Source organism: Arthrobacter sp. zg-Y1171, assembly GCF_025244845.1.
Lineage (GTDB): Bacteria > Actinomycetota > Actinomycetes > Actinomycetales > Micrococcaceae > Arthrobacter_B.
Genome location: NZ_CP104264.1, coordinates 2,735,949 through 2,754,428 on the forward strand (window position 1 = coordinate 2,735,949; position 18,480 = coordinate 2,754,428).

Genomic DNA, 18,480 nt, shown 5'->3' on the forward strand with positions numbered 1-18,480 from the left:
CTGCCGGCGGATCACCGCCGGCTGTTATCGCTAGCGGGAGAGGTACCGCTCGTGCTCGCTGTGGGCGCGGGCTACGGTTTCGCGGATCTCTTCGATGTCCTTGACCTTGTTGCGGTACTTGAGGTCCATCTTCAGGATGTCCTGTTCCTCATCGCACAGGGCCTTGTAGACCCGTTCCCGCTCTGCAGGATCGGCGGTGTAGGACAGGTCCAGGTACGAATCCGCATGGCGCCGCGCGTTGTTCACGGCGGTCATGGCCTTGCCCGCCGGGCTGACCAGGGACGCAACAACGGTCACCAGCAGGACGCCCACAATGACGGAGAGCGAGAGGCCGGTGGTGATCTCGATAACCGGAACGTGCTCGCCGCCGTTGATGAACGGCAGGGTGTTCTCATGCAGGGCGTGCAGGACAAGCTTGACGCCGATGAACGCCAGGATGGTTGCCAGGCCGTAGCTGAGGTAGATCAGGCGGTCCAGCAGTCCGTCAATGAGGAAGTAGAGCTGGCGCAGGCCCATCAGGGAGAACGCCGTGGCGGTGAAGACAATGAAGACATTCTGCGTCAGGCCGAAGATCGCGGGGATGGAATCGAGCGCGAAGAGGATGTCGGTGCCGCCGATGGCCACCATCACCAGCAGCATCGGGGTGAGGACCCGCTTGCCGTTCTCCATGGTGAAGAGCTTGTCGCCGTCGTACGTGTCCGACGTGTGGAAGATTTTGCGGGCGAGCCGAATGATGAAGTTGTTGGCTTCGTCGTCGCCCTCCGTGCTTTCAGGCTTGAGCAGGTTGCCCGCGGTGATCAGCAGGATCAGGCCGAAGATGTAGAAGACCCAGGAGAAGGAGTTGATCAGCGCGGCGCCGAGAAGGATGAACGCGGTACGGGCGATCAGGGAGAAGACGATGCCGAAGAGGAGGACCTTCTGCTGGTCTTCACGCGGAACCCGGAAGCTCGCCATGATGATCAGGAAGACAAACAGGTTGTCCACCGAAAGCGCTTTCTCGGTGATGTATCCGGCGAAGTACTCGGTGCCCATCTGGGTTCCACCAAGGACCCAGACAACACCGCCGAAAATCAAGGCCAGGCCTACGTAAATGGAGGACCAAATGGCCGCTTCCTTCAGCGTAGGGATGTGCGCCTTGCGGATGTGGAAGAAGTAATCAAAGGCCAAAAGGGCCAGGATGACCGCGATGGTCACTCCCCAGACCAAGGGGGAAACAGTCATGGAATCTCTGCTTTCGTAGGGTATGCCAAAGGAGCATAGGTCTCTCCCGCCACCATGAACTGGCTGGCCGCTGAACCCGGCGGAGCGTCGGTGCTCCACGTGTTGACGGATATCTGCGTTCTGGGATACTCCCCTACGAAGCCCTCAGTCTAACAGGGCCAGGTCCGCATCGCAGTCCACGTCCCGCCCGTCGGCCAGATCGGTACAGTCCACGACATGCAGGAGCTCCGGATGGGCGGCGAGGAACGCACGGGCCCCGGAATCCGGATTGGCTCCCGGCCTCCTTTCTCCCGCAGGTTCAGCCCCTGCATAGCTTGCCTCCGGTTCCAAGCTGCGCGCGGCCAGGGAAGCATCGAGCAGAACGGGGTGTCCGCGCCGCAACTTCCCATCCGGCGCCCGGTAGCCGGCGGCGGTGATCCTGCCGGGCTGCCCCGCGGCGAGGACGCGGGAGACCACGGCAGGAGTCAGTCCGGGCTGGTCGACCAGGGCCACAAGGACCGAGGTCTCCGGTTCCCGGGCCAGTGCCGCCAAAATCCCGCAACGGTAACTGGTGCCCATTCCCAGCTCCCACTGTGGATTCACGACCGGTGCAGCATCCTGCAGCCGAGCTGAGGCCAAAATGTCAGCGCTACCGGCGCCCAGCACCGCGACCACGTGGGTACACCCGCCGGCCAGGAGCACCGCCACCTGATGCTCGATCAGGGGCCGCCCGCGGAAAGGCAGCAGCGCCTTCGGTCCGCGGCCGAGGCGTCTGCCGGCACCGGCAGCCAGCAGGACCGCCGTCGTCGTTCCGATCATTGGTCTGTCCTCACTCCGGTCCGGACTTAAACAGGCAGCCGCCGCACCCTAGGTGGTGCGACGGCTGAGGTTTCGGGTTATTAGCCTTCACAGTCCTTGCAGTAGGCCAGACCGTTCTTTTCGACGGCCAGCTGGGAGCGGTGGCGGACCAGGAAGCAGGAGTTGCAGGTGAACTCGTCTTCCTGCGGCGGCACTACGCGGACGAGCAGTTCTTCACCGGACAGGTCTGCGCCGGGCAGTTCGAATCCTTCAGCTGCCTCGGTTTCATCCACGTCAACTACGGCAGACTGCTTGTCACTGCGCCGTGCCTGAAGCTCTTCGATAGAAGCCGGGCCGGCTTCTTCCTCAGTCTTGCGCGGCGCGTCATAATCTGTAGCCATATTCTCGGCTCACACTCCAAATCCGTAGTTATGTTGTTTCCGGGGCACTCGATACTAGCCGAACATAACGGTTGTACGGTCTCGTACTATTCCCATCGGCCGTTCGGCTGCCGTTTTTCTTTCTCCGGACCTCGGGCGTCCGCCCCGCGGACGCCGAAAGTGCGCGTTGTGCCGGGAAGCCGTCCGCGGGTCCATTATGCGGTCCCCCGCGCACCCTTTCCTACCCAACGTGCGTCCAGACGTGCTGGTTCCGCTTTTTCGGCGGGACTTGTTAACGGTTGAATCCGTTGCGGAGGAAGCCAATCGCTTCGGCAAACAGCTCTTCCAGCAGCTTAAGTGACTCCGGGGTAATAACGCCCTGTGTGCGCCGTTCCCACTGGGCAAAGGCGCTTCGCCCGCAGGTCAGCACTGAACCCACCAGGCAGGAGCTGTAGAACGGATCGGCGGCATCGCCCAACCGCTGCCGGATGGAAGCGACGATGCGCTGTTCCGCCCGGTTCCAGGCCTCCAGCTGGAACCGCATCATTTCCGGGTTGTCCTGGGCAATGGCGTAGAGCTCGGCAGTCACCGCCAGCCGCTCAGGGTCCGCCGGGGCGGTCAGGGCCTCCAGCATGGACTCCACGATGTTCTCGGTCTGCGGACGGGACTCGAAGTGGCCCAGCACGGTTTCCAGGAATCCTTCCATGGCCACCGTAAGCGACGCTTCAATACTGGAAAAATAGTTGAAGAAGGTCCTGCGCGAGACGCCGGCCCGCTCCGCGATGTCGTCCACCGTGAAATTGCCCGGGCCGTTACTGCGGACCAGGCTGAGGGCTGCCGCGGCGATGGCTGCGCGTGTCACCGATTTGTTTTGTTCCCGCCGTGAGGGGGCGGCTGTTTCTCCTGCTGCCACGCCAATACACTAAGTGCAACTTTGCACGACGGGCAAGGGGAACGAAAAAGCACCGGACAAACAGGTTTTTGCCTGCCTGTCCGGTGCTTCTCTTGCTCTTTGCGGTTATGCCTCAGGCTGCGGTTCGGCCGGGGACATCTTCTGCTCGCCGCCGGAGGTGTAGGAACCATTGGTTCCCGTGCTGCCGGCCGCGGAAGAACCCGTGGAGGACCCGGTGGAACCGGATCCGGTGCTGCCGGAAGAGCCGGATCCACTGCTGGAACCGGTGACCTTGGAGGCGGCATCCTTGGCGACGCCCGTAACCTTGTCCTGCAGGCCCGGGGCCTTTTCCTTCGCCCAGTCGGTGCCGTGGGAAACGGTTTCCTGCACCTTCGGGTCATTCCAAAGCTGCATCAGCTTTTCGCGGCCGCCCTTGGAGCCAACCAGGTAGCCAATACCCGCGCCCGCCAGAAATACAAACTTCTTTACCATGGTCTTCCTCTTCTCCTGCCCTCACGGGGCCTTGATAAGTTCCGTCCACTGCACCCTACCGTTCAAAACGACAGGTTCAACAGTCAGCTTACTATTTGGATCCTAGTCAAGCAGGCGGGACCGGATAAGGAAGCGTTTACCCTCAGGCGCTTCCACGGAAAACCCACTTCCCCGTCCGGAGACAACATCCACGGTCAGATGGGTGTGCTTCCAGTACTCAAACTGCTCACGCGACATCCAGAACTCCAGTTCCTCACCTGCCAGGTCGAAGACCCCCAGAAGGACGTCGGCATCTGAAGTGAGAAACTCCCCCTTCGGAAAGCACATGGGCGAGGACCCGTCACAGCAGCCTCCGGACTGGTGGAACATCAGCGCACCGTGGATGGGCCGCAGCCGCAGCAGCAGGGCCTGTGCCTGCGGCGTCAGCGCCACCCGGGAGAACGTCTCCCCGGGCAGTGCGGCAGCCGCTTCCAGCGGAGAAGCAAGCGAAGAATCCATCAGTATCCAATCACCACACGGCCATCAACACGGCCTTCTCGGAGTTCAGTCATCACGTCATTAATCTCTTCCAAGCTGCGGACGGTGATGTTGGGGTGGATCAGTCCGCGGTCGTAGAAGTCGATTGCCTCCGCCAGGTCCTGGCGGGTACCCACGATCGACCCCCGGATGGTGAGGCCCTTAAGCACAGTGTCAAAGATCGGGGCCGGGAAGTCCCCCGGCGGCAACCCGACAAAGACAATCGTTCCGCCGCGCCGGGCCATTCCGATGGCCTGTGCGAAGGCTGTCGGATGCACTGCGGTGACCAGTATTGCGTGCGCACCGCCGGTCTTTTCCTGGATAACCTCGGCCGGGTCCTCGTTGCTCGCATTGACCACAACCTCGGCTCCGTACCTCGTGGCCAGCTCCAGCTTGTCATCTGCGATATCCACGGCGGCGACGCGCAGGCCCATGGCAATGGCGTACTGCACTGCCACGTGTCCCAAACCGCCTATGCCGGAGATAACGACCCACTGACCGGGCCGTGCCTCGCTGACTTTCAGTCCTTTGTAGACCGTGACGCCTGCGCAGAGGACCGGAGCGATTTCCTGCGGATCGGCCCCGTCAGGGATGCGCGCCGCAAAACGCGCATCCACCAGCATGTACTGGCCGAAGGAGCCGTCCACCGAGTAACCACTGTTCTTCTGCTGCTCACACAGGGTTTCCCAGCCGGTCCGGCAGTACTCGCACACACCGCAGGCGTAGGCGAGCCAGGCGTTGCCCACCATGTCGCCCGGGTGCAGGTCGGTAACCCCTTCACCGACCTGCACCACTTCCCCCACCCCCTCATGGCCGGGGATGAACGGCGGAGTCGGCTTCACGGGCCAGTCACCGTCTGCGGCATGGAGGTCCGTATGGCATACACCAGTCGCCACCAGCTTGACGAGCGCCTGGCCCGGACCTGGTTCAAGCACCGCCATTTCCTCGATGGAGAGGCCTTCACCGAGTTGGTTCACTACTGCTGCCTGCATGCTTGCCATGGGGTCCTCGTTCTGTCAGCGGTTTAGGGTAATTCCAGTCGAAAGCGAGTGACACCCAAGCCTAGGCAGGTCCGCGGGCCGCTTAGAAGAACCCCTGCTTGTTTTCCGCGTAGCTGACCAGCAGGTTCTTGGTCTGCTGGTAGTGGTCCAGCATCATGGCATGGTTCTCGCGGCCGATGCCGGAGGACTTGTAGCCGCCGAAAGCGGAATGGGCAGGATAGGCGTGGTAATTGTTCACCCATACCCGGCCGGCCTGGATATCGCGTCCTGCCCGGTAGGCGGTGTTGCCGTCCCGGGACCAGACACCGGCACCAAGGCCGTACAGCGTGTCATTGGCAATGGCCATGGCCTCCCCGTAGTCGGAGAACCGGGTCACGGAAACCACCGGACCGAAGATTTCCTCCTGGAAGATGCGCATGTTGTTGGTGCCCTCGAAAACGGTGGGCTGGACGTAGAAGCCGCCGGCAAGGTCGCCGTCGAAGTGGGCCCGCTCGCCTCCGGCGAGGACCCGTGCACCCTCCTGCTTGCCGATATCCAGGTAGGAGAGGATCTTCTCCAACTGATCGTTGGACGCCTGGGCGCCCACCATGGTGTTGGTATCGAGGGGATTGCCCTGGATCATCTGTGCCGTGCGGGCCAGTGCGTCCGCCATGAAGGAGTCATACATGGAGTCCTGGACCAGTGCACGGGACGGGCAGGTGCAGACCTCGCCCTGGTTCAGGGCGAACATGTTGAAGCCTTCGAGCGCCTTGTCGTAGAACGAGTCATCGGCGGCGGCGACGTCGGCGAAGAAGATATTCGGGCTCTTGCCGCCCAGTTCGAGGGTCACCGGAATCAGGTTCTGGCTGGCGTACTGCATGATCAGCCGGCCCGTGGTGGTCTCACCGGTGAAGGCGATCTTCCGGATCCGGTTCGAGGATGCCAGGGGCTTGCCGGCTTCCACCCCGAAGCCGTTCACCACGTTCAGCACGCCTGCCGGCAGCAGGTCCGCGATGAGTTCCATCAGGACCAGGATCGACGTCGGCGTCTGCTCGGCGGGTTTCAGCACGATGGCGTTGCCTGCCGCCAGCGCCGGAGCCAGTTTCCAGACGGCCATCAGGATGGGGAAGTTCCACGGAATGATCTGTCCCACTACTCCCAGCGGCTCGTGGAAGTGGTACGAGGTGGTGTTGTCGTCGATCTGGGAGATGCCGCCCTCCTGGGCGCGGATGGCGCCGGCGAAGTAGCGGAAGTGGTCGACGGCCAGCGGCAGGTCGGCGGCCAGGACTTCCCGGATCGGTTTGCCGTTGTCCCAGGTTTCGGCGACGGCGAGCATTTCGAGGTTGGCTTCGATCCGGTCCGCGATGCGGGTCAGGACCAGGGCCCGTTCGGCTACCGCAGTCTTGCCCCAGGCCCCGGCGGCCTTGTGCGCGGCGTCCAGCGCGAGATCGATGTCAGCCGATGTACCGCGGGCCACTTCGCAGAATGCCCGGCCGTTGATCGGCGAAATGTTCTCGAAGTACTCCCCCTTGACCGGGGCCACCCATTCGCCGCCGATCCAGTTGTCATAGCGCGGTTTGAAGGTGACTTTCGAGCCTTCGGTGCCTGGCTGTGCGTAAACGGTCATGTTGCGCTCCTTGTGCGTTCGACGTCGGTGTCGGTTGCGGACATCCCCGAGGCTACGGAGCGCAACGTTGCAAGCAGGTTGCAACGAAAGGTTTGTGCCTTCAGGCCAGGTCCCGTTCGATCCGTTCCAGGGCGGCGATGACGGCGGCCCTGCGGGGCGAGCGCGGCGGAAGCACACGCAGGGCAAGCTGCCAGGCCTCGGCGTCGTGCTCTGCCTCCGGCAGGTGCAGGTACTGGAGCAGGGTGTCTGCACCGGCGTCGGACAGCATGGCCTGGCGCAGTACGGCAGAGACCTCGGTCCGCAGCCGGATGACGGCGGGCGCCTCCGAACGCGGCAGCACCGGTCCGCCGTACCTCCGCAGGGCCAACCGGTAGGCGCCGTGTTCCAGGAACCGCAGGACCTGTGCGGCGTCCACTTCGAGCGGACGGGCCAGGCGGTAGGGGCGGGAGCGCGGCACCAGCGGCTCGGTTCCGGCGGCCACGCCTTCCATGAGGTTGCGCAGCCGCAGCATCTCGGCGCGCACCGTGCCTGCCTGCCCGCCATCGGGGTAGGCAAGGGAGGCGAGTTCCTCTGCCGTCAGCCCGCCCGGGTGCAGCGCCAGCACGGCCAGCAGTTCGCCGTGGCGGGAACTGAGTTCCACCGACCTGCCATTGATATGCAGGACGGCCCGGTCCCGGCCGAGCAGCTCCAGGCTTTCCGTGGAGTCGGGGACAGGCTGCGGGGGCTTCCGGCGGGTACGACGGCGCAGCGGAGCTCCGGAGGCGGTGGATGATCCGTTACGGGTATCCCGGCGGGCCTGCAGCCGCTGGACCTGGAGCCGGGCTTCGGCGGCTGCGACAGCTGCCCGGACAAGGGCGAGCGTATGCGGAGCGACGGCTTCGGGGCCGCCGGTGACGTCCACGACGCCCAGCACGGAACCGGTGTCCGGGTCATGCACGGGCACGGCGGTGCAGCTCCAGGAGTGCACAAGCCGGCTGAAATGCTCCGGTCCGGCAATCTGCACGTCGGCCCCTGTGGCGAGGGCGGTTCCGGGCGCACTGGTGCCGACCGTTCGTTCGGACCAATCCGCGCCGGGCAGAAACAGCATGCCTTCCGCGCGGCGGCGCAGGGCAGCATTGCCGTCGACCCACAGCAGGCGGCCCAGTTCGTCGCCGACGGCCACCAACAGCCCGGAGTCCTCTCCGGGCTCCACGAGCAGGCGTCGGATTACCGGCATCACTGCAGCGAGCGGATGCGCGGCACGGTAACGGTCCAGGGCGGCGTCGTCGAACACCAACTCGGGACGCGAAACGTCCGGGTCCGAGTGGTGCTGCAGCGAACGCTGCCAGGACTCCCGGATGGAAGGCCTAAGCCGGTCCAGCCAGCCGCTGCCGGCACCGAGCGACTCGTGGGCCCGGAGGGCGTTGCGAAGCAGCGCGTCCGCCGGTATCCGCGGCAGGACACCGGACTGCCCGTTCTGGGCCAAACCTTCATTTCGCGCCGCAATGCGCACGGCCCCCGCCTATCCACGCTGATAAACGGACAACGTCTCGGAATGGACGTTGTCCGGTTAGGGAACACACCTTGCTGGATATGCTCCCATGCGCGGACCGGCGGAGGCCAGAGGAACTGCAGGGTGCTGCTTACGACTACTCGCCGCGGGAGATGCGGGTCATTTCCTCGCGGTCGACCACCTTGACACGCTCACGGACGAGTTCGCCGGTCAGCGGGTCGGGGTGGATGTAGGAGGCGCCGAGGCTGCGCTCATAGGCATCCAGTTTCAGCCAGCCTTCCCAGGTGGTGTACTTGACGCCGCGCTCTTCCAGCAGCTCAATGATCGACGACGGGTCCGGATGCGTGGCGGCCGGCAGGTTCAGCCGGTCCTCGAGCAGGAAGCCGATGGTTTCCAGCGCGTCGCCCTTGGTGTGGCCGATCAGGCCCACGGGGCCGCGCTTGATCCAACCGGTGGTGTAGATGCCCGGCACCGGAGCGCCGTCTTCGTTGATGACGCGGCCGCCCTCGTTGGGGATCACGCCGCGCTGCTCGTCGTAGCCCACTTCGGGCAGCTCGGAGCCGAAGTACCCGATGGCCCGGTAAACGGCCTGGACCGGGTAATCGACAATCTCGCCGGTGCCGCGGACGTTCCCGGTGCCGTCCAGCTCGGTACGCTCGAACTTCATGCCGGCGACCTTGCCCGGATCAGCGGGATCGTCATAGATCTCCACGGGGCTGTGCAGGAAGTGCAGGTGCAGGCGGCGGGAAGCTCCGGTGTCCTGCTCCTCCACCAGCCAGTTGGTGAGGGTGTTGACCATGGTCTTGGTCTGGTTGTTGGTGCGGATCTGCTCGTCGGAGCCTTCGTCGAATTCGAAGTCCTCGGGGTAGAGGACGATATCGACGTCGCGCGAATGCGAGAGTTCACGCAGTTCCAGCGGCGTGAACTTCACCTGCGCCGGTCCGCGGCGGCCGAAGATGTGCACATCGGTGACCGGGGACTTCTTCAGGCCCTCGTAGACGTTGGTCGGGATTTCCGTGGTGAGCAGGTCATCGGCGTGCTTGGAAAGGATGCGGGCGACGTCGAGGGCCACGTTGCCGTTGCCGATCACTGCCACTTCCTTGGCGTCCAGCGGCCATTCGCGCGGCACGTCCGGATGCCCGTCATACCAGGACACGAATTCCGCACCGCCGAAGGAGCCTTCCAGATCGACGCCGGGCACGTTCAACGGGGCGTCCTTGATGGCGCCCGTGGCAAAGATGATGGCGTCATAGAAGTGCCGGAAGTCTGCCAGCGTCAGGTCGCGGCCGTAGTTGACGTTGCCCAGGAATCGGATGTCCCCGCGGTCCAGCACCTTATGCAGGGCGTTGACGATGCCCTTGATCCGGGGATGGTCGGGAGCCACACCGTAGCGGATGAGCCCGTAGGGCGCGGGGTACTGGTCGAAGAGGTCAATGCTGACCTCGAAGTCCCGATCGGCTTTGGTAAGGATGTCGGCGGCGTAAACACCGGCGGGGCCTGCGCCGATAATGGCGACCCTCAAAGGACGCTGGGCGCTGTCCGCGGCAGGGTTAGTCACTGATAGTCCTTCTTCTCTTCTGAGCTTCTGGGTGCGCAATTAACACACAGTTATTTATTCTAAATGCCGGGTTCGCCACCGTCTAAACGGCTCGAAAAAACGGGTGCGGGACGCCTTGGGAATACGCACGGGTGCAGGCGCGTTAAGCCCTGCGTGCCTTTCTCAAAGCCTGTCCCCGCCCGCCGCGGCGTCCGTACCGCCATGCCCGGCGAGGGCGCCGGCGCGTCCTCCCGTCTGTCCGGGGGCCCGTCCGCCGGTGCGACCGCCGGTTCGTCCGGGGCGCCAGGTGCGCCGGACCAGTCCGCTGCTCCGTCGTCGTCCGGGCCGTCGTCGTCCGGGCCTGCCGGGACGGGACGCGAGAACCTTCCCGGCATCCTCTTCGGAATTGGTGCGTACGGGCTCTGGGGTCTGCTTCCGCTCTATTTCATGGTCCTCAAGCCGGCCGGTGCGGTGGAAATCGTTGCCAACCGCGTTGTCTGGTCACTGGTGTTCTGCGCGATCCTGCTCACCGTCATGCGGGCTTGGAAGCCGATGCTTGCCGCCGGACGGAACCCCCGCACAGTAGGAACCCTGGCGGGCGCTGCCCTGTTGATCGCCGTGAACTGGCTGACGTATTCCTGGGCCGTGTTGAACGAACACGCAGTGGAAGCAGCATTGGGCTACTTCATTAATCCGATCGTGTCGGTCCTGCTCGGCGTGCTGGTGCTCAAGGAAAAACTGCGTCCGCTCCAGTGGGCCGCCATGGCAGTGGGCTTCATTGCCGTTCTGGTCCTGGCCTTTGCGTACGGAACCGTGCCTTGGGTGGCTTTGGCCCTGGCCTTCAGCTTCGGGTTCTACGGCTTGGTCAAGAAGGGCATCGGCTCGCGTGTTGACGCAGTTTCCAGCCTGACGATTGAAACGGCTGTGCTCACACCTATTGCAGTCGGCGTGATGATCTGGCTTTCGGTGACCGGAGCGGCCACGCTGACTACCAACGGGGCCGGGCATCTCTGGCTTCTGGTCGCGTCCGGCATCATCACTGCCGTGCCGCTGATCTTCTTCGGGGCGGCTGCACGCCGCCTGCCGCTGTCCACTGTGGGACTGCTGCAGTATCTGGCGCCTACCCTGCAATTCATCCTGGCGCTGACCGTGTTCAAGGAAGCGATGCCGCCCGAGCGCTGGGCGGGCTTCGGCCTCGTCTGGCTTGCGCTGGTGATGCTGACGGTCGACATGATCGGCGGACCCCGCCGCAACCGGCGGCTGCGTGCTGCGGCGGCTGTCTAGGGGTTAGTTCAGCGAAGCAGATGTCCTAACCACGCCCACCCGGCCGTCCCGAACCACCCCGATCGGGCCTGCTCCGGCGGCCTGTGTGGTTAGGGGCGGACTGTGTGGTTAGGGGCGGACTGTGTGGTTAGGGGCGGACTGTGTGGTTAGGGGCGGACTGTGTGGTTAGGGGCGGACTGTGTGGTTATCCGGGTGGCTGCGTTGTTAGAGGCGGACTGGCGAGGTTACGGCGGTCTGCCGACTAGTCCTCCCCCGCCTGGGCCCTGGACAGCGCGTCTTGATTGTTGTCCCCAACGCGGGCCCCACCGGACCATCAGTCGCTCCACTCCGGCAGGCTTGTTGGATGGCTTCGGAAACTTTGAGCGAGTTGCAGCTACCGGCGGAATTGTCCGTCGCTACATCAGGTGTGAGCCTGATGCAGCGTGCGGAATCGCTCGTCGCGGAAGCCCGTGACCTCTGTGGAGACGCGACTGAGGCCTGGGATCTTCTGGGTTTTCAGGACGCGGTGGATTTCGCTGCGGCCATTGAGGGTATTTCACGCGTTACGGACTACCTGAAGCTGGTCGCAGCCGCGGCCATCGATCGGCAGAGACCCGCTCAGACGTTTGGCGAGGGCGGCCTGCGGGAGTTCCGGAGCACTCCGGACTTCATGCGAGCCCGCCTTCGGATCTCACGCGCCGAAGCTCGCCGCCGGCTGGCACTCGGTTCAACTGTCCTTCCCACAACCACTGTCACAGGCGGGAGACGCCCACCCGCGTATCCGCTGTTAGCTGATGCATGTGCTGATGCCGCTCTCGCTGCAGCTGATGCGGATGTGATTGCACATGCATTGGAAGAAGCGCTTCCGCGGATGGAACCACAGGCTCTCGACGCCATGGAAAAGCAGCTCACTGATATCGGCTCCCATCAGGACCATGATTTTCTCGTCCGTACGGCGAAACACTGGAGCGCCTTGCTGGACCAGGAACGGCCACCCAGCGAGGAAGAGCTCCTCCGTTTCCAAGGGATCTTCCCGGGACGACGCCGAAATGGACTGAACCATCTCCACATTTACTGCACCGACGAACAGCACGAGGCGCTCACCACCCTGATGAACAGCGCCTCCAACCCGCGAGTGAACGGCCAGTACGGTACCAACCGCGGCACACCGGAACCAGACCACATGACAGAACCCGGCAGTGCAAGCGAGCCAGGCTGCGCGACAGAACCCGGCGGTCCGACCGAGCCAGGCTGCGCGACATCAGCCGGCAGTGCGACCGAACCGGGCTGCACGACATCACCGGGCTGCGCGACAGAACCCCGCCCTGCGACCAATCCGGACCGCGCGACCACACCCGGCAGCACTCAGCCCGAGCGGCACATTCCCGCTGAGGGAGCTTTTACACCGGCAACAGCGGGACAGGATTCACCTCCGCACCCCCATATCCTTGACCGGCTGCCCAGGCCCACCCGCCCGCAACTGCTCTTGGAGGGGCTGCTCGCCGCTGTCCGCGCCGCCCTGGCTTCCGGGGGCCTGCCCGCTTCCGGAGGGCTGCCCGCTTCCGGAGGGCTGCGTCCCCAAGTTATGGTCACTATCAGTCATGACGCCCTCTTGCTGGGGCTGACGAACGCAACTGGCGAGCCGGACGCGAGGAACCGCACGATCCGCGGGGATCGCCCAGACGAACCGCATTCCGCCAATGGTCCGGATAACAGGAACACCGAAACATCGCGTTCTCCGTCGCCTGGCATCGCTGCCTTCTCCGGACCAATCGACACCCGGACTGTCCGGCGCATAGCCTGCGACGCGGACCTGATTCCGGTAGTCCTGGGATCCAAGGGACAGGTGCTGGACCTGGGCCGGGCGGCAAGACTCTTCCCTCCCCACCTGAGGAAGGCCCTCCACGCCCGCGACCGAGGCTGCGCTTTCCCCGGATGTACAGTTCCGGGACCTTGGACCGAAGCGCACCATGTCACTTTCTGGGAGCGGGGCGGAGACACCAGCATCGGAAACGGGGTGCTGCTGTGTTCCTTCCACCACCACTTGATCCATCAGGGCAACTGGCACGTATCAATGCAGGCAGGCATTCCCTGGTTCCGGCCGCCGGCTTACGTGGATCCGGAGCGCAGACCGCTGCGGAACACCTACTTCCACCCTGGTTTCCCAGCCTCCGGCGGAACTCCAAACGGAACCTGACGCCTCACCGCAAGGACCTTCCGTGACGGCATCAGCTCCGGGCGCTGACGGCGGCCTCCAGAACCTCAAGTGCATCAAGCAGGAGCTCATCGTCAATGGTCAGCGGCGGCAGCAGCCGAATAACGTTCCCGTAGGTTCCGCAGGTCAGCACAATGACACCCTCCTGCAGGCAGGCTGCCGCGATAGCCTTCGCCGCCTCGGCGTCGGGCGTCTTAGATCCGGGGCGAACGAATTCCATCGCGAGCATGGCACCGCGTCCGCGGACATCGCCGACGACGCCGCCTTCCACCGCAAGTGCCTCCAGCCTGGGCAGGACGAGCTCCTCGATGTGCCGTGCCCGACCGGCCAGGTCCTGCGAAACCATGGTGTCCATCGCCGCCAGCGCAGCTGCGCAGGCCACGGGGTTGCCGCCATATGTACCTCCCAGACCACCGGGGTGGACAGCGTCGAGCAATTCCGCGCGTCCCGTGACGGCCGAAAGCGGCAGCCCTCCGGCAATCCCCTTGGCCATGGTGATCAGGTCCGGAACCACTCCTTCGTGCTGTACCGCAAACCATTCACCCGTACGGCAGAAACCGGACTGCACCTCGTCCGCGATGAAGACCACGCCGTTGGCCTGCGCCCACTCCGCGAGCCGCGGCAGGAAGCCCTCCGCCGGAACAATGAATCCCCCCTCACCCTGAATCGGTTCAATGAGGAGCGCGGCAAGCTGGTCCGCACCGATCTGCTTCTCGATGGCCAGGATGGCCCGGTCCGCAGCCTCCGCGCCGGTCAGGTCCGGGTTCTCTTCACGGAACGGATAACTCATGGGCATCCGGTAGATCTCCGGAGCGAACGGTCCGAACCCTGTCTTGTAAGGCATGGCCTTGGCCGTCAACCCCATGGTGAGGTTGGTGCGGCCGTGGTACGCGTGGTCGAAAGCGACCACTGCGTCGCGCCCGGTAGCCGAGCGGGCAATCTTCACGGCGTTCTCCACCGCTTCGGCACCGGAGTTGAACAGCACGGTCCGTTTTTCGAAGTCCCCCGGAGTCACGGCAGCAAGACGTTCGGCAACGGCCACATACCCCTCGTAGGGCGTCACCATGAAGCACGTGTGCGTGAAGTGCTCCACTTGTTCCTGCACGGCGGCGACAACGGCTGGATCGGAGGCACCCACGCTGGTCACGGCGATGCCCGAGCCCAGGTCAGTGAAGGCATTGCCGTCCACGTCCACGATGATGCCGCCGTCGGCGTCAGCGGCATACACGGGAATGCTCGAGGCAACGCCCTTCGCAACAACTGCAGCACGCCGCGCCTCCAGCGCCGCAGACTTCGGGCCCGGGAAAGTGCCGGTAATCCGGCGTCGCTGTTCGATGCGGTAACTCGGAGTGGTGACGGAGATGCTCATGGGATTGCCTTTCGGAAGTACTGCGTGAGGAACAGGGTTCGGATGCCGGGCTAGGCGTCCAGCGCGCTCATCACGTGCTTGATGCGGGTGTAGTCCTCCACGCCGTACATGGAGAGGTCCTTGCCGTAACCGGAACTCTTGAAGCCTCCGTGCGGCATCTCGGCGGTGAGCATGATGTGCGTGTTGATCCAGACGGCTCCGAAATCCAGATCCCGCGACAGGCGCATGGCCCGGCCGTGGTTCGTGGTCCAGACGCTGGAGGCAAGGGCGTATTCGACGTCGTTGGCCATTTCCACGGCCTGCTCCTCGTTGTCGAACTTCTGCACGGTGATGACCGGGCCGAAGGTTTCCTTCTGCACCACGTCGTCGTCTTGGCGGGCACCGGTGATGACGGTGGGTTCGAAGAAGAAACCCTTGGACCCTGCCCTCCGTCCGCCGGTCTCCACACGGCAATGCGCGGGCAGAGCTTCGATCACGGCATTCACGGCGTTGAAGTGGTTGATGTTGTTCAGCGGACCGAAGTAGTTTTCCTCGTCGTTGTCGCTGCCGGTCTTCAACTCCCTGGCAGCAGCGACCAGCTTGTCCACCAGTGCATCGTGCACGGAATCCTCCACCAGGACGCGGGTGATGGCAGTGCAGTCCTGGCCGGCATTAAAGAACGCGAATTCGGCAATGGCCGTGGCGGTCCGGTCCAGGTCTGCGTCTGCAAATACGACTGCGGGTGCCTTGCCTCCCAGTTCCAGGTGGGCCCGCTTGAGGGTCTTCGCCGCACCGGAGGCCACGGCGATGCCTGCCCGCACGGACCCCGTGATGGAAACCAGGCCGGGCACGGGGTGTTCAACCATCAGCTCACCGGTAGCACCCGTGCCCAGCACTACGTTGAACACGCCGGCAGGGAAGATGTCCGCCGCAAGCCGGGCCAGAACCAAGGTGGATTCGGGGGTGGTGTCGGAGGGCTTGAGCACCACCGTGTTTCCCGCGGCAAGCGCCGGACCGATCTTCCAGACCGCCATCAGCAACGGGTAGTTCCACGGAGCCACTTGGGCGACGACGCCGATCGGCTCGCGGCGGATGAAGGAGGTAAAGCCTTCCATGTACTCGCCGGCGGATTTTCCCTCCAGAAGCCGGGCCGCGCCGGCAAAGAAGCGGAGCTGATCCGCCCCGACGGCCACTTCTTCTGCGGCAATCAATGAGCGAACCTGACCCGTATTGCGGTGCTGTGCTTCCACCAATTCGTCGGAATGGGCCTCAAAAGCATCCGCCAGACGAAGCAGCATGCGCTGGCGTTCGCTGGGAGTGGTGCGCTTCCACGTACGGAACGCCGCCGCGGCTGCGTCCATTGCTGCGTCGACGTCCGCCTGCACGGATATGGGCGACACGGCAACCACTTCGCCGTTGGTGGGATTCACGACATCCAGCACCTCGGTTCCGCGGGACGGGACAAACTCGCCGTTAATGAAGTTCTGCAGTGTCTCAGCCATGCCGGACGTCCTTTCGGGGCGGGCGGGTGCGTATTCGATTACCCCAAACCTACTGTGAAGCGCAGGTCACACATACGGCCGCCTGCACAGCCATTTGGGGCAGATGCAGTGCGATCGCATAAAAGTCCGCGGTCTATAGTGGTGCAATGTCGATCACACTCTCGGACCTGCTGGCGGCGGGCGGGCTGGAACTGACGCGCCACGGGTCTGCGCCCCTGTCTCCACGGCCTATTCAGTGGGTTGCTGTGACCGAACTGGAGGATCCGTCTCCGTTCCTCGGCGGCGGAGAGGTGGTTCTGACTACGGGTCTGCGGCACGGCAGCAGCGCGGCCCAGCAACGTTTTGTGCAAAGCGTGGAGCGGGCCGGAGCGCTGGGAATCGGTTTCGGCACCGGCCTCAGCCACGCCTCGGTGCCGGCTCCCCTGCTCGCCGAGGCGGACCGACTCGGCATGCCCGTATTCGAGGTCCCCTACGGCACACCGTTCATGGCTCTGGGAAAGCTGGTTGCGGATTCCCTCTCTGCCCAGCACGTCGCGCAGCTGCACCAATTGCTTTCCGGCCATCAGGTGCTGGCAGAGGCGCTGCTCAGCGGCAAGGGACTGCCACGGCTGCTGGCACAACTCTCCCGACTGGTGGAGGCCGACGTCGCCCTCTTCCAATACGGCGCACCGGTCTTCGCGACCTCCGACCCCGATCCTTCCTGGCGGCGGATCCCCGTCCCCACCGGAATGCGGGACCGCTGCACCTTGGCCATTGCCGAACCGTCTGTACAACCGGACATCATTGCCTACGCGCAGAGCCTGATCGGCGTGGAGTTGAACAACCAGGCCGCCAGGCGGGCCAGCAGCAGGGCCGTCACCGGCCAGCTCCTGGGAGACGTGGTGGATGGCCGGCTCGCAGGCCAGGACGCTGCTGTGAGGCTGCAGGCTGCGGGTATCGCCACGGACCTGCGGCAAGCCGTGCTTCTGGTGGAAGTAGCGTCCGGCCAGATCCGCACCCTGCCTGCTCTCCCGCTGCCGACGGGGTTCAACGGCGCGCCCACTGCCCTTCATGAAAACCGGCTGGCTTTGGTGGTTCCCGCTGCCGACGCGAACGGGCTGGCCGCTGAGTTGAGTGTGTATCTCTTTGGAGCCGGGTTGACGGCAAAGGTGGGGATCGGCGGCTCGTACACCGAAACAGCAGGGCTGCGCTGGAGTTACTACGAGGCACGGGAGGCACTCCGCAACGGTGCAGCTGTGAACGAACCCGACCGTTTGAACCTCACTTCCCTGCTGATGGCCAGCCGCGATGTTCCGCTATCGGATCTGGCAGCCGAAGCCCTGGACCCTCTGGTCGCCTTCGACAACAGGCACGGCGCGCAACTGATTCCCACCCTGGACACCTACCTGCTCCTGAACGGATCCGTGGCCGCCGTCGCCGCGGATCTGGGCCTGCACCGCAACACTGTCCGCTACCGCTTGGCACAGATTGCCGAGCTGACCGGATACGACCCGGCAGTGACCGCAGACCGGGTACACCTGTACCTTGCGCTGAACGTCCGCCGCTTGGGCAGTTAACCTGTAGGGATGACTACAACCGCGCAGGCCCGGACCGTCCGCTGGCAGGGACAGGACGATCCGGAGCGTACGGACACGGTAGTGGTCTCCTTCCGGGACCGGGAGCTAGCCGCAGCCGGCACCTCTGTCACCGCCGAATACCGGGCATCCTGGACACTCTCCACCATCCCGGGGTGGGTCACCCGGCGGCTGACGGTAGAGGTGACGGGAAAGGGCTGGTCCCGGAGCCTGGAGCTCGAACGCAGCACCGAGGGCAGATGGAGCGCGGAGACAACCACGTCCGGACTCACGGACCTGCCCGCCCCCGGGATCGCCGACCCGCGCAGCCTCGACGAAGCTCAGGACTGTGACCTCGGGCTGTGCCCGCTGACTAACACCATGCCGATCCTGCGGCTGGACCTACTGAACGATTCCGCTCCCCCGGACGAGACACAGCTGACAATGGCCTGGGTGGAAATGCCCAGCCTGCGGGTCCTGCCCGGCAAGCAGGTGTATTCACAGGTGCGGGCCTACTCCCCTGACGCGGGCCACGCCGTCGTCCTCTACAGCTCGGCCAACCGCGGGTTCACCGCCGAACTCACCGTGGACGCCGACGGCATGGTCATCGACTATCCCGGACTGGCCACACGCCTGCCCTAGGGCACACGGCCCCAGGTCCTAAGCTCCCAGGCTCCGCAAAGGT

General features: G+C 64.4%; 16 protein-coding genes. 4 read left to right on the plus strand and 12 right to left on the minus strand.

What is annotated here, in order from left to right; all coding sequences use genetic code 11:
• Positions 1-30: 30 nt before the first annotated feature.
• The 10 genes from N2L00_RS12855 to N2L00_RS12900 all read right to left on the minus strand — a co-directional run bounded on the left by N2L00_RS12855 (position 31) and on the right by N2L00_RS12900 (position 9,935).
• The gene (locus N2L00_RS12855) at positions 31-1,221 is read right to left on the minus strand and encodes a TerC family protein (RefSeq protein ID WP_255764953.1); all 1,191 of its coding nucleotides are present in this window, start codon (positions 1,219-1,221) and stop codon (positions 31-33) included.
• Between the two features lie 144 nt (positions 1,222-1,365).
• The gene (locus tag N2L00_RS12860) at positions 1,366-2,019 is read right to left on the minus strand and encodes an NTP transferase domain-containing protein (protein ID WP_255862606.1); all 654 of its coding nucleotides are present in this window, start codon (positions 2,017-2,019) and stop codon (positions 1,366-1,368) included.
• Between the two features lie 80 nt (positions 2,020-2,099).
• Positions 2,100-2,399 carry a DUF4193 domain-containing protein gene (locus tag N2L00_RS12865; RefSeq protein ID WP_146360892.1) on the minus strand — a complete coding sequence of 100 codons (300 nt, stop codon included), beginning with the start codon at positions 2,397-2,399 and terminating at the stop codon, positions 2,100-2,102.
• 271 nt (positions 2,400-2,670) lie between these two features.
• On the minus strand, positions 2,671-3,240 hold the full coding sequence (locus tag N2L00_RS12870; protein WP_255862605.1) for a TetR/AcrR family transcriptional regulator: 570 nt from the start codon (positions 3,238-3,240) through the stop codon (positions 2,671-2,673).
• Positions 3,241-3,396: 156 nt separating this feature from the next.
• Positions 3,397-3,762 carry a hypothetical protein gene (locus tag N2L00_RS12875; protein WP_255764956.1) on the minus strand — a complete coding sequence of 122 codons (366 nt, stop codon included), beginning with the start codon at positions 3,760-3,762 and terminating at the stop codon, positions 3,397-3,399.
• Positions 3,763-3,864: 102 nt separating this feature from the next.
• Positions 3,865-4,260, minus strand: a complete 396-nt coding sequence (locus tag N2L00_RS12880; protein WP_255764957.1) for a DUF779 domain-containing protein — start codon at positions 4,258-4,260, stop codon at positions 3,865-3,867.
• Positions 4,260-5,279, minus strand: a complete 1,020-nt coding sequence (gene adhP, locus N2L00_RS12885; RefSeq protein WP_255764958.1) for an alcohol dehydrogenase AdhP — start codon at positions 5,277-5,279, stop codon at positions 4,260-4,262. The genes N2L00_RS12880 and adhP overlap by 1 nt, the downstream gene beginning before the upstream one ends.
• Before the next feature lie 82 nt (positions 5,280-5,361).
• Positions 5,362-6,885: an aldehyde dehydrogenase family protein gene (locus N2L00_RS12890; RefSeq protein WP_255764959.1), complete on the minus strand. Its 1,524-nt coding sequence runs from the start codon at positions 6,883-6,885 to the stop codon at positions 5,362-5,364.
• Between the two features lie 100 nt (positions 6,886-6,985).
• Positions 6,986-8,350 (minus strand): GAF domain-containing protein, encoded by a 1,365-nt coding sequence (locus N2L00_RS12895; protein ID WP_255862604.1) that lies wholly within the window; start codon positions 8,348-8,350, stop codon positions 6,986-6,988.
• A gap of 163 nt (positions 8,351-8,513) precedes the next feature.
• Positions 8,514-9,935, minus strand: a complete 1,422-nt coding sequence (locus N2L00_RS12900; RefSeq protein WP_229950156.1) for an FAD-dependent oxidoreductase — start codon at positions 9,933-9,935, stop codon at positions 8,514-8,516.
• A gap of 153 nt (positions 9,936-10,088) precedes the next feature.
• On the opposite strand from N2L00_RS12900, the gene rarD reads away from it, so the two are divergent.
• Together rarD and N2L00_RS12910 are read left to right on the plus strand one after the other, a co-directional pair.
• Positions 10,089-11,198: an EamA family transporter RarD gene (rarD, locus tag N2L00_RS12905; protein ID WP_255862603.1), complete on the plus strand. Its 1,110-nt coding sequence runs from the start codon at positions 10,089-10,091 to the stop codon at positions 11,196-11,198.
• Between the two features lie 343 nt (positions 11,199-11,541).
• Complete coding sequence (locus N2L00_RS12910; RefSeq protein ID WP_255862602.1) at positions 11,542-13,374, plus strand: HNH endonuclease signature motif containing protein; 1,833 nt, start codon at positions 11,542-11,544, stop codon at positions 13,372-13,374.
• A 31-nt stretch (positions 13,375-13,405) separates the two neighbouring features.
• On the opposite strand, the gene gabT is transcribed toward N2L00_RS12910, so the two are convergent.
• Together gabT and N2L00_RS12920 are read right to left on the minus strand one after the other, a co-directional pair.
• On the minus strand, positions 13,406-14,761 hold the full coding sequence (gabT, locus tag N2L00_RS12915) for a 4-aminobutyrate--2-oxoglutarate transaminase (RefSeq protein WP_255862601.1): 1,356 nt from the start codon (positions 14,759-14,761) through the stop codon (positions 13,406-13,408).
• A 50-nt stretch (positions 14,762-14,811) separates the two neighbouring features.
• Positions 14,812-16,242 (minus strand): gamma-aminobutyraldehyde dehydrogenase, encoded by a 1,431-nt coding sequence (locus N2L00_RS12920; protein ID WP_255862600.1) that lies wholly within the window; start codon positions 16,240-16,242, stop codon positions 14,812-14,814.
• Between the two features lie 146 nt (positions 16,243-16,388).
• Here N2L00_RS12920 and N2L00_RS12925 point away from each other — a divergent pair, with 146 nt between their 5' ends.
• Both N2L00_RS12925 and N2L00_RS12930 read left to right on the plus strand, forming a co-directional pair.
• Complete coding sequence (locus tag N2L00_RS12925) at positions 16,389-17,798, plus strand: PucR family transcriptional regulator (RefSeq protein WP_255862599.1); 1,410 nt, start codon at positions 16,389-16,391, stop codon at positions 17,796-17,798.
• A 9-nt stretch (positions 17,799-17,807) separates the two neighbouring features.
• Positions 17,808-18,437 (plus strand): putative glycolipid-binding domain-containing protein, encoded by a 630-nt coding sequence (locus tag N2L00_RS12930; RefSeq protein ID WP_255764966.1) that lies wholly within the window; start codon positions 17,808-17,810, stop codon positions 18,435-18,437.
• Positions 18,438-18,480: the final 43 nt, after the last annotated feature.

Excerpts from the sequence above, each read along its gene's own strand:
- N2L00_RS12855 (WP_255764953.1), bottom strand. The coding sequence starts at position 1,221 with ATGACTGTTTCCCCCTTGGTCTGGGGAGTGACCATCGCGGTCATCCTG.
- N2L00_RS12860 (WP_255862606.1), bottom strand. The coding sequence starts at position 2,019 with ATGATCGGAACGACGACGGCGGTCCTGCTGGCTGCCGGTGCCGGCAGA.
- N2L00_RS12865 (WP_146360892.1), bottom strand. The coding sequence starts at position 2,399 with ATGGCTACAGATTATGACGCGCCGCGCAAGACTGAGGAAGAAGCCGGC.
- N2L00_RS12875 (WP_255764956.1), bottom strand. The coding sequence starts at position 3,762 with ATGGTAAAGAAGTTTGTATTTCTGGCGGGCGCGGGTATTGGCTACCTG.
- N2L00_RS12880 (WP_255764957.1), bottom strand. The coding sequence starts at position 4,260 with ATGGATTCTTCGCTTGCTTCTCCGCTGGAAGCGGCTGCCGCACTGCCC.
- adhP (WP_255764958.1), bottom strand. The coding sequence starts at position 5,279 with ATGGCAAGCATGCAGGCAGCAGTAGTGAACCAACTCGGTGAAGGCCTC.
- N2L00_RS12890 (WP_255764959.1), bottom strand. The coding sequence starts at position 6,885 with ATGACCGTTTACGCACAGCCAGGCACCGAAGGCTCGAAAGTCACCTTC.
- N2L00_RS12910 (WP_255862602.1), top strand. The coding sequence starts at position 11,542 with ATGGCTTCGGAAACTTTGAGCGAGTTGCAGCTACCGGCGGAATTGTCC.
- gabT (WP_255862601.1), bottom strand. The coding sequence starts at position 14,761 with ATGAGCATCTCCGTCACCACTCCGAGTTACCGCATCGAACAGCGACGC.
- N2L00_RS12920 (WP_255862600.1), bottom strand. The coding sequence starts at position 16,242 with ATGGCTGAGACACTGCAGAACTTCATTAACGGCGAGTTTGTCCCGTCC.
- N2L00_RS12925 (WP_255862599.1), top strand. The coding sequence starts at position 16,389 with ATGTCGATCACACTCTCGGACCTGCTGGCGGCGGGCGGGCTGGAACTG.
- N2L00_RS12930 (WP_255764966.1), top strand. The coding sequence starts at position 17,808 with ATGACTACAACCGCGCAGGCCCGGACCGTCCGCTGGCAGGGACAGGAC.